Source organism: Methanocalculus sp. (genome assembly GCF_030651615.1).
Classification (GTDB): Archaea; Halobacteriota; Methanomicrobia; order Methanomicrobiales; family Methanocorpusculaceae; genus Methanocalculus.
This window is the reverse complement of sequence record NZ_JAUSCG010000197.1, coordinates 1-10,063: the sequence shown is the minus strand read 5'-3', so window position 1 is coordinate 10,063 and position 10,063 is coordinate 1. Positions and strand designations below refer to the sequence as shown.

Below are 10,063 nucleotides of genomic sequence, written 5' to 3'. Positions count from 1 at the left end.
GACAGCAAGCCATCGGAGCGGATAACGTCCTGCAAGAGTCGGATCATCATCGAGTATCCTGACGATTTCGGATATACGTGCCTCTGCTTCGTCTCCATACCCGATCATATGAGTATGTTTCTCCCCCTTTGCTGCAATTTTTACAACTGCATCAAGGAGGTCTGTAAGCCCCTTACCACTCGTTCCGACGGTTCGTATGACCGGCATTGCGAGGAGTTCGGAGAGGCGTTTGTCATCGATGGTGTCGCCCCTTCCCTCAGCAACATCAGCCATATTCAGGGCGATGATGACCGGTCGTCCAAGCTCTGCAAGCTGCATTGTCAGGTAGAGGTTTCTTTCAAGGTTTGATGCATCCACGACCTGAACAACGACATCAGGGTGATCTTCAATGATGAAATTACGGGCGATCACCTCGTCGGCCGAATACGCCGTCAGGCTGTAGGTACCGGGAAGGTCGGTAACTTCAATGGTTGTACCTGAGTGATCAAGCTTTCCTGTCTTCTTCTCAACGGTGACGCCAGGCCAGTTTCCGACATGCTGACGGGCACCGGTGAGGGCATTGAAGACCGTCGTCTTCCCGACATTCGGGTTGCCGGTTAACGCAACTGTTATTGTCTTCTTCATACAGCAATCATCTCCGGCGCAATCTGGATCTTCATCGCCATGCCACGGGAAAGAGCATACCGGCATCCGGCAACAGAGACGATGATCGAACCCCGGTCTGTTGTGACGACGGTAACCTCGGCATCAGGGATGAGTCCGAGATCATAGAAGCGTCTCCTGAGTCCTTCACCTGCATTGATCGCAGTTATTCTGGCAGTCGTTCCCGGAGAGGCAAGGGAGAGAGGGCATGATGTCATCTCACGCCACCTCCATGACAACTTCAATGCAGGCTGCATCACCCTTTCTGATCGAGAGATTATAGCCTTTAATACGGAACTCGACCGGATCACCAAGTGGTGCAACCCGTATCGACTCGATGATGGCACCAGGAATGATGCCCATCTCAAGCAGGCGCTTCCGAAGGTGCCCCTTTGCCCGGACACTTACAATCCGCGCCTTATCTCCGGAGATGACCGTATCAAGGGTAACTGGAGATTTGTCTGGTACATTCATTATCTCCTCTTCTGTTGTTTGGTAGGGATAACCCCGAGTCGAAGAAGATTCGAAAAGTAAAGAGAAAACCACACATTATTAGGTTTTATGCAAGGAACCGAAAGAAGAGGAGAGGGATGTCATCTTCTGTTACAGAGAACAGGAAGTGCTGCTCCGATGAAGGGGTCATGAATACGCTCCCCCTCGATCCCGCAGACTTCCCAGATGACCGCTTCAACAACGAGATAGACGATGCAATCGGTCCTGAGACACCCGGTTACTGCATCACGCCCACGTCCGGCAGTCGCATGCAGGTGGAGAGAAGGGCCATCCGTACCCGGATAGATCGTGGCCGTTCCAAGACACTCCCAGCCCCCTTCGATCGTCTCCCTATGAGGCACCGGAGGGATGACTGCTTCTTCAGGGCCTGTTACGAGACCGGCAGAGTGGAGTGCCCCAAGAAATGAGATGACTCCATGGCTGATGCTCTGCTCTTCCACAAAACTGCGGGCTGTTTCAATAAAATCCTCTCCATCATCGAACCTGAGGAAGAAGACCCGCCCGACCGTACCTTCGGAGTATTGCATATAAGATTGTGTGTACGTGATCGAGGTTATGGTTTGGGATCAAAATCCATAGAGGTAAGAACCAGTGGATCATTACCGGATTATAATGGATACAGACGATCAGATCCATCCACTGAACGCTCCGGAGATATCCCTTCGTATGAAAGAGATCGAGAGAGAGACCGGAGAGTTATCGCCTTTTCAGAAGGTCCTCCTTGGAACAGACGGTTCAGTCACTCATCTCCTCTCACTTGCGACAGAGGGTCTGGTCGGGGTGAAGACCCGACTCCAGGAGGTGATACCAGCAGACCGTGAGGTTGCACACCTCCTTGCTCTGGATGAAGGTGATCGTGTGAACCACCGGATCGTCGATCTCGGGGAAGGACATGATGGAAGACCACTCATCTATGCTATCTCATATACGCCGATCAACCGGCTCACCCCGGAGATCGCAACCGATCTGATGAAAGCTGATATACCGATCGGGATAATTCTCCGGCAGCACCGGATCGAATCGAGACGGGAGATCCTCACTATTGATTCGTATCCGGCAGATGCTCATCTCGCGGAGATCTTTGGCATCATCCCCGGGGAACCGCTGTTTGCACGACGGTATCGGATCATCCACAAGGAAGAGCCGCTGATGGTGATCACCGAGATCTTCTCTTCAGGCACCTTTTCCGATACGAAGAGGGTCATTGTGGATACACCAGCCCGACTTCATCTTGGTCTGATCGATCTGAACGGGAGCAGCGGCCGGGTCGACGGGGGGATCGGGATCACCCTTGACCGGCCGCATCTCCTCGTTGAGGCACGGGCTGCCGGCCGGGTGAGTGTTCTTGGAGGAGATGAGGAGAGCAGGAGGCGGGCAGCAGAGGCTGCAACTGCTATGATCGATCACTTCGGACTCAGCGGAGGTGCCACTATCATCCTGCATACCCTCCTTCCCCGGCATGCCGGCCTTGGGAGCGGAACCCAGATCGCCCTTGCAACAGGCAGGGCGGTTGCAGAGCTCTATGGCCGTTCAGTGCGTGCACTGGACTTAGCCAGGATCACCGGCCGGGGTGGAACTTCCGGGATAGGAACCGCCGCATTTGACTCAGGTGGGTTCATCATCGACGGAGGACACAAATTCGGACAGAATAAGGAGAAGACCGGGTTTAAACCCTCATCTGCATCACGGGGGATCACACCAGCCCCGGTCACCATCCGCCATCCGTTTCCTGATGAGTTTGGGATACTCCTCGTCACCCCGGATACGCAACCTGGTGCATCTGAGGAGGCCGAGGTGGATATCTTCTCGCAGCACTGCCCGGTGCCACTCTCCGAGGTGCAGGAGATCTGCCATCTTATGATGATGCAGATGCTCCCGGCGGTCGTTGAATCGGATATCGAGCAGTTTGGAAAGGTGGTGAACCGCCTCCAGAAGATCGGATTCAAACGGCATGAGGTGGAGCTTCAGCCTGAAAAAATCCGGAATCTGCCTGCAATCCTCTGTGAAGCAGGAGCATACGGAGCAGGTCTCTCCTCATTTGGTCCGACTGTCTATGCGATCATCCGAAAGGGAGATGAGGCGGTGGCAGCAGCGGCCCGGACCGCACTTGAAGGGATCGGTGGGACTGTGGAGGAGGTTTCGGCAAGGAACACCGGGGCGATCGTTCGGATGGGGTAAGATTCTGCATTCGTACGCGATATCTTATTATCCTGCAGGAAAGAGGGATGGTACAGAGAGGGGGTGGATTGAGTACGTCAGAGGAGGACCACGTACGATATAACCGGCTGATGACGGTGATGGGTGCGGCAGGGGTGTCATGGTGGGAGGTCGATTGCAGAACAGGCTCGATCACCTTTTCTGATCAAAGTATCTCAATGCTCGGATACCGCCCGGAGGAGTTCACATCATATACCGATTTTACCCGGATCATTCATCCGGACGATCTGGAGGGGGTGATAGAGGCAACAGAGGCACTCCTCACCGGGAGGATCGATTCGCATCAGATCGAGTACCGAATCCGGGTTGCTGATGGAACCGATATCTGGATCAGTGACACTGCGAGCATAGCTGAGCGTGATGATGCAGGAGACCCGGTGATATGCGTTGGGCTCGTTGCGGATATCACCGAGCGGAAACGGGTGAAAGAAGCACTCCGTGAGAGTGAGAGGAAATACCGGCAGCTGATGGAGAACGTACCGGATGTGATCTTCTCCCTGGATTCATCCGGGAATATCCTCTTTCTCAATGAAGCACCCGCATTATTTGAAGATTATACTCCTAATATGGTTGTCGGAAAACCATTCCTTGACCTCATCCATCCGACAGATCGTGAGATGGTACTGAGTGATTTCCTGCAGGCGAACGAAGAGGGGCGGGAATATACCAGAGGGCTTGAGTTTCGCTGTGTGGGGAGAGAGGGAGCAGTCACCTGGAAGGAGCTCCACTCCCATACACGATATGATGAAGAGGGACGGTTCATTCAGGAGGACGGCGTCCTCCGTGATATCACCGAGAGGAAGCATGCAGAAGAGGCGCTCAGGATCGCAAACCATAAATTCCAGATCCTGACAGGCATCACACGGCACGATATCCTTAACCAGGTGATGGTGCTTCAGGGTTTCCTCTCCTTTGCCGAGGAGATGAGTGTTGATCCGATCCAGTCCGGGTACCTGAACAAAGTGAAGAAAGCAGCCACCGCCATCCAGCGGGATAGTGAGTTCACCCGTGCTTATGAGATGATCGGGGTCGATAAGCCTGCATGGCTATATATCCATGACCTCGTTGCCAGGATTGACAATGGTCATCTTTCGATCAGAAACGAATGTCAGGATATCTCTCTCTATGCCGATCCGATGCTTGAGAAGGTCTTCTCGAATCTGATGGATAATACCCTCCGGCATGGTGAAGGGGCAACGACCGTCAACCTCAGAAGCAGTATCAGGGATGGGGGGCTTGTAATCTGTTGGGAGGATGATGGTGCAGGGGTGCCCGATGATCTGAAGGAGAAGATCTTCAGGAAGGGATTTGGGAAGAACACCGGATTCGGACTCTTTCTGGCACGTGAGATCCTCTCGATCACCGGGATCTCCATCAGGGAAACCGGGGTTTATGGTGAAGGGGCACGATTTGAGATACTACTGCCGGATGGGGCGTGGTGTGCTTCTTAAATCAGAAGAGGTGAAGAAGAACGAGACCATATCTGATACCATGATCATCATCGGCCACCGGGGAGCCCGTGCCATCCGGCCTGAAAATACCATCGCTGCACTCCGGGAAGGAGGCAGGTGTTCAGACTATGTCGAGATCGATGTCCGCCTGAGCAGGGACGGTGTGCCGGTCATCATTCATGACCCAACCCTTGACCGGACGACGAACGGGATCGGCAGAGTATCTGATCATACACTGGCAGAACTGAGAGAGCTGGATGCCGGGGAGGGTGAACTCATCCCGACACTTGCAGAGGTGCTCGCACTTGATCTCGGAGGGTGCGGGCTTGTCATCGAGCTGAAGGAGTCAGGGTATGAGGATCAGATCGCAGCAATGCTACGAGAGAGTACTCTTTCGAAGGTGCTGATCGTCTCATTCGATGCAGACTGCCTCAGGCGGATCACCTCACTCCTCCCGGAGATTTTGGTCGGCTCGATCTTCCGGTCGATGGAGCCAGATCCATTTGAAGTGGCGAAATCGATCCAGGTAGCCTTCATACTCTCCCGGTTTGACCTGATGACTCCAAAAATCGTCTCTTCGGTAGGTGAGGCGGGTCTTGGTGTCATCGCCTGGACACCCAATACCAAAGAGGAGTATCAAGAGGCATTCCGTCTCGGGATAGACGGCATCGCAACCGATGAACCCTGTGATGCACGAAGGTATCTTGTACAAAAAGAGTGAAGTACACTCTACAATGATGAGACGAGGAAGGGTCATCTCCCGAAGATCCTGTCTGACAGGCGGCCTGATCCTTCTGCTGCTTGCAGTATCCGGGTGCACCACTCCGGCGTCTCCGGATGGAGGGGATATCATACCAATACTTCAGACTATCTCAGCAGATGAAGCGATGATACAGACTGGAGAGAGACCGGATCTCACTATCATCGATGTCAGGACGGCAGGAGAGTTTCAATCGTGCCATCTCAGGGGTGCAGTGAATATGGACATCTCCAGAGACTTCTCCGGCACTGTATCCGGGCTCAACAGGGATGAGCCGTACCTCATCTATTGTGCCGTCGGCGGCAGGGGAGCCTCAGCTCTCCGGATGATGGGCGACCTCGGATTCACCGAAGTCTATAATATCGGCGGCGGGATATCTGCATGGCAGAGAGCCGGGGGGTTGATTGAACGGTGATGATGATCCGGCCTGATGTGGGACGAATGTTCTACAGAAGAGAGACTGCACAACAGTTGGCAACCGGATTTCTCTTCTGAATCCAATACACAACCAGATCTCAACGCATATATAAAATGAATATAACCTATAGGTATGATACGTAGATTTGCACAGAGAGATCTCCACTATTTCAGGATCTGTGTTGTACTATGCTGTATTCTCCTTCTTCCCGCCTCTGCTTCGGGATGTACCATCTTTGCCATAACACCCGGTGCATCAGATGATGGGGCGGCCTACCTCGGCCATACCAACGACGGTGTAGGGAAGGATTGGAGAAATCTGGATGATGTGATGATCACCTACATACCCCCGGCAGAACACAAACCCGGGGAGAGGAGACCCGTCTACTTCGATCCAAACAGTGGATCAGATGCAGCCGGAGGTAAAGCATCAGATTCATCCCGCATTATTCTCGGCTATATCGACCAGGTTCCCTATACCTATGGGTATTACACCGCTTCATACGGAATTATCAATGATCAGAACCTGATGAGTGCCGAATGCACAGATTATGCAAAGTATGAACCTTCTGCTGAGGAGGGCAGAAGACTCTTCTACTCATCAGAACTCTCTAATATTGCTCTTGAACGATGTACACGGGCAGAAGAGGCAGTACTGCTTGTAGGAGATCTGATCGATCGGTATGGGTACTATGGAACCGGCGAGACCCTCATCTTCGCAGATTCGGAGGAGGCCTGGGTCATCGAGATGTGCGGCAATCCGGAAGGGAATGGCGGGCTCTGGGTTGCTGAGAAGGTTCCGGACGGGGAGATCTTTGTTGCCGCAAACACATTCCGTATCCGTGATGTCACTCCGGGAGATCCCACTATGCATCACTCAAAGAATCTCTTCTCTGTTGCAGAGAAGGCGGGTTGGTGGTCACCATCTGATGGTCCGCTCGACTGGCTTGCAACCGTGAGCTATGGAGAGTACGCCCACCCATACTACTCGCTGATGCGGGTCTGGCGACTTCAGGACACTCTTGCTCCGTCACTAAACCTAAGCCCCTATGTCGAGGACTCATATACCCGTGCATATCCATTCTCATTTACACCCGATAAGCCGGTGAACTTCAGTACTGCTCTGAATCTCTTCCGGGATCACTATGAAGGAACAGAGTTTGACCTAACAAAATCGCCGGCTGCAGGGCCATTTGGAAATCCGTACCGGTACCTCGGTCCAGAGGATGCGCATACAAACTTCCAGAACGAAACAACCATTGAAGTTCGTGCAGGAGCAAATCCACGTCCGATATCTGCGATATTCTGTAGTTATAGCTATGTCACCGTGGTGCGCCCTGATCTCCGGAAAGAGGTTGCCGGGGTCCTCTGGTTTGGACCGGCGGTAGCATATGAGACGGTGTATGCACCAATCTATGCAAACTCAGAGAATGTATCTGCATCCTACTCAACCGGAAGTCGGCTCAGATATAACTATGATACTTCGTACTGGACATTTGCCTTACTGACGAACTGGGCGATGCTCAGATATGATGCAATGATCGGCGATATCCAGCATAGACAGGAGTTCCTTGAAGAGATGTCCTATCAAATGCTTCAGATTACCGATCAGAAGGCGACCAACCGTCTGCAAGCCGGTGACAGTGCCGGTGCACGATCTATTATGACGAACTTCACCGTGCAGTGGGGTGATGAGATCATCGACACCTGGAAGCAATTAACAGCAACCCTGATCGTCAAGTACTCAAACGGTCTTGTGACGGATCCGATCACCGAAGAGGTGACGGAGGGGGGATATCCGGATTGGTGGTACAATGAGACCGGATATCAGTATGGTCCAAGGGTATACCAGTACAAAGAACTTCGGGAGACCCCGGATCTCACCTATACCGGAGAGCGGGTCGTAGTACCGAAGGGATCATCGTTTGCAGATATTCAGAAGCTGCTCTGAAGGGTTAGGAAGCAACATAATGGTCAGGTACAGTGATGAGATGACCTCTGTCCCTGATGGAGAGGAGGGGCATTTGCCCTTCCATATGCCTTTTATTGATCGTTTACATCTTCATGATGACGATCACCACATTACGTCTCCCGATGATTGACAGGTGACTGTATGGAGATGAGAAGATGGAGGGGAGTATCGGCTTTCCCAGAGAGTCTTTTCAGATTATTTCACCGATATGAAGAGTGTGGCACATGGATCTCAAATCGTGCACCATTACCATACTCTCCGGTCTCACGGATGGTGATGCCGGTGATCCCAAGGATCTCCCGTGTAAGGAAAAGACCAAAACCGGTATGCTTTCCAAAACCACGCTCAAAAATACGCTCTTTATGATCATCAGGGACTCCGGCTCCATCATCCTCCCAGATGATCGTGAGATCATAATCACTATGCCTGTAATAGAGATGAGCACCGGTTGCTCCTTCACCATGCCGGAGGGTATTATCCATCAGATTCGAAAAGACCTTCTCAAGCATCGGATCAGCCAGAATCTGCATATCTCCACATTCATTTCGTATTGGGAGCCTCCCATCATCGATCCTCGCAATCAGCTCCTGTATCGGGAGCCAAACTGGTTGTTTAAAACCGAAGTTCTCATAGGATCGGGTGAATTCGCTGTAAAGCTGAATGGAATCTGCGGCTTTCTTCACTTCATCGAGATATCTTGTCTGCATCGTATCAAGACTCATATCCTCGGCAAATGAGAGGAAACCCTGAAGTGCCATCACCTGATTCATGATATCATGACGGGTGGTACTTGAGAGGAGTTTGAGTTTATGATGTGCAACACGGAGTGCCTCTTCTGAAAGCTTCCGATCTGTGATATCGCGACCGACAGACTGGTATTCAACGAGAGCACCAGATAGATTGAATATTGCCCTATCACTCCACTGCTGCCACCGGATCTCACCATCGGGCATAATAATCCGGTGTTCAACCGTATCAACAGGATGATCAGGCGTGAGAGATGCAAAGAAGGTTCTGACCACCGCTGAATCGTCCGGGTGAATGGCAGGGGAGAATGTTGAGCCGATTAACTCATCTTTTTCTCTCCCAAAATACCGTGCATACGCATCATTCACAAGGATATGCGTACCGTCAGGTCTGAACCGGCAGATCAGTTCAGTCTGGTACTCGATCACCGTCTGATACCGCGCTTCACTCTCACGGAGTGCCTGTTCTTTTGCGATGATCTCATCAAGCTGCTGGCGGATCTCCTCTTCACTCGCCGCCAGTTCTTCATACGCATTCATGAGCCGCTGGTTCTGCTCCCGGAGCACCTCTTCGGCACGCTTCCGGTCAGTGATATCCTGACCCTGTGCAATGATGGCACGAAGACCACCACCATTCTCTGCTTCGATGGTTGCTGAGTTCCAGAGCACAAACCTGAGCCCTCCGGTTCGATCCATGACCGGAATCTCAACAGTATCCCAGACCTCCCCCTGCATCGCAAGCCGGATCTTTTCCATTGATGCATCTCTTGTATCATCTGGGAAGAGGATATCAAGGGTCTGCCCAATCGCTTCATCTGCAGGAATGCCCGTCAGCCGTTCGAAGGCATGGTTGAAACGGGTTATCCGGTATTCTCTATCCCAGACGATGATCGGGGCATTCGCATAGGAGATGAGTTTCTCAAGGTACTCATTCTTCTCGAAGAGTTCTCCCTGCATGTGGATGAGTTCATCAAGCTGGGATCTCAACTCTTCTTCTGCAACAGCAAGAGACTCATTCTTATCACGGAGTTCCTGATGGGTCTCCACAAGTTCATTATACTGCTCCCGGAGGATCACTTCAGCAGCTGAAAGCTGTTCGTTTGCTGCCTGGAGCTCATCACGACTCTGCCGAAGTTCCTTCTCAGAGCGCCTCTGCTGAACCGCCATCCTGATCTTATGAGTCAGCTCGGCAAACTGTGCCGTTGGGTTCCCACCCTTCTGAAGATAAAAGTCAGCGCCGCTGTTCAATGCCTCGATCACCACATCCTCCCGCCCTTTTCCGGTGAAGATGATGAAAGGGGTCTCACTGCCACCGGATCTGAGCTCTTTGAGGAAAGAAAGACCA

General features: G+C 52.2%; 10 protein-coding genes. 5 read left to right on the top strand and 5 right to left on the bottom strand.

From position 1 onward, the window contains the following. The 4 genes from Q7V06_RS08575 to Q7V06_RS08560 all read right to left on the bottom strand — a co-directional run. Positions 1-624 (bottom strand): FeoB small GTPase domain-containing protein (locus Q7V06_RS08575; RefSeq protein ID WP_304840584.1); only part of this gene is annotated, 624 nt, incomplete at its 3' end. Further along, positions 621-860, bottom strand: a complete 240-nt coding sequence (locus Q7V06_RS08570) for a FeoA family protein (protein WP_304840582.1) — start codon at positions 858-860, stop codon at positions 621-623. The genes Q7V06_RS08575 and Q7V06_RS08570, both read right to left, overlap by 4 nt. Before the next feature lies 1 nt (position 861). Next, positions 862-1,116 (bottom strand): ferrous iron transport protein A, encoded by a 255-nt coding sequence (locus Q7V06_RS08565; RefSeq protein WP_304840580.1) that lies wholly within the window; start codon positions 1,114-1,116, stop codon positions 862-864. A 119-nt stretch (positions 1,117-1,235) separates the two neighbouring features. Continuing rightward, positions 1,236-1,682 carry a PPC domain-containing DNA-binding protein gene (locus Q7V06_RS08560; protein WP_304840578.1) on the bottom strand — a complete coding sequence of 149 codons (447 nt, stop codon included), beginning with the start codon at positions 1,680-1,682 and terminating at the stop codon, positions 1,236-1,238. An 85-nt stretch (positions 1,683-1,767) separates the two neighbouring features. Between Q7V06_RS08560 and Q7V06_RS08555 the strand changes: the two genes are divergently transcribed. From Q7V06_RS08555 to Q7V06_RS08535, 5 genes are all read left to right on the top strand, one after another. Then, the gene (locus Q7V06_RS08555) at positions 1,768-3,333 is read left to right on the top strand and encodes a beta-ribofuranosylaminobenzene 5'-phosphate synthase (protein WP_304840576.1); all 1,566 of its coding nucleotides are present in this window, start codon (positions 1,768-1,770) and stop codon (positions 3,331-3,333) included. Between the two features lie 47 nt (positions 3,334-3,380). Next, on the top strand, positions 3,381-4,823 hold the full coding sequence (locus Q7V06_RS08550) for a PAS domain S-box protein (protein ID WP_304840574.1): 1,443 nt from the start codon (positions 3,381-3,383) through the stop codon (positions 4,821-4,823). Next, the gene (locus tag Q7V06_RS08545) at positions 4,813-5,544 is read left to right on the top strand and encodes a glycerophosphodiester phosphodiesterase family protein (protein ID WP_304840572.1); all 732 of its coding nucleotides are present in this window, start codon (positions 4,813-4,815) and stop codon (positions 5,542-5,544) included. The genes Q7V06_RS08550 and Q7V06_RS08545 overlap by 11 nt, the downstream gene beginning before the upstream one ends. A gap of 13 nt (positions 5,545-5,557) precedes the next feature. Next, complete coding sequence (locus Q7V06_RS08540; RefSeq protein ID WP_304840570.1) at positions 5,558-5,998, top strand: rhodanese-like domain-containing protein; 441 nt, start codon at positions 5,558-5,560, stop codon at positions 5,996-5,998. 135 nt (positions 5,999-6,133) lie between these two features. After that, positions 6,134-7,951: a dipeptidase gene (locus tag Q7V06_RS08535; RefSeq protein ID WP_304840568.1), complete on the top strand. Its 1,818-nt coding sequence runs from the start codon at positions 6,134-6,136 to the stop codon at positions 7,949-7,951. 221 nt (positions 7,952-8,172) lie between these two features. On the opposite strand, the gene Q7V06_RS08530 is transcribed toward Q7V06_RS08535, so the two are convergent. Beyond that, positions 8,173-10,063 (bottom strand): PAS domain S-box protein (locus tag Q7V06_RS08530; protein WP_304840566.1); only part of this gene is annotated, 1,891 nt, incomplete at its 5' end.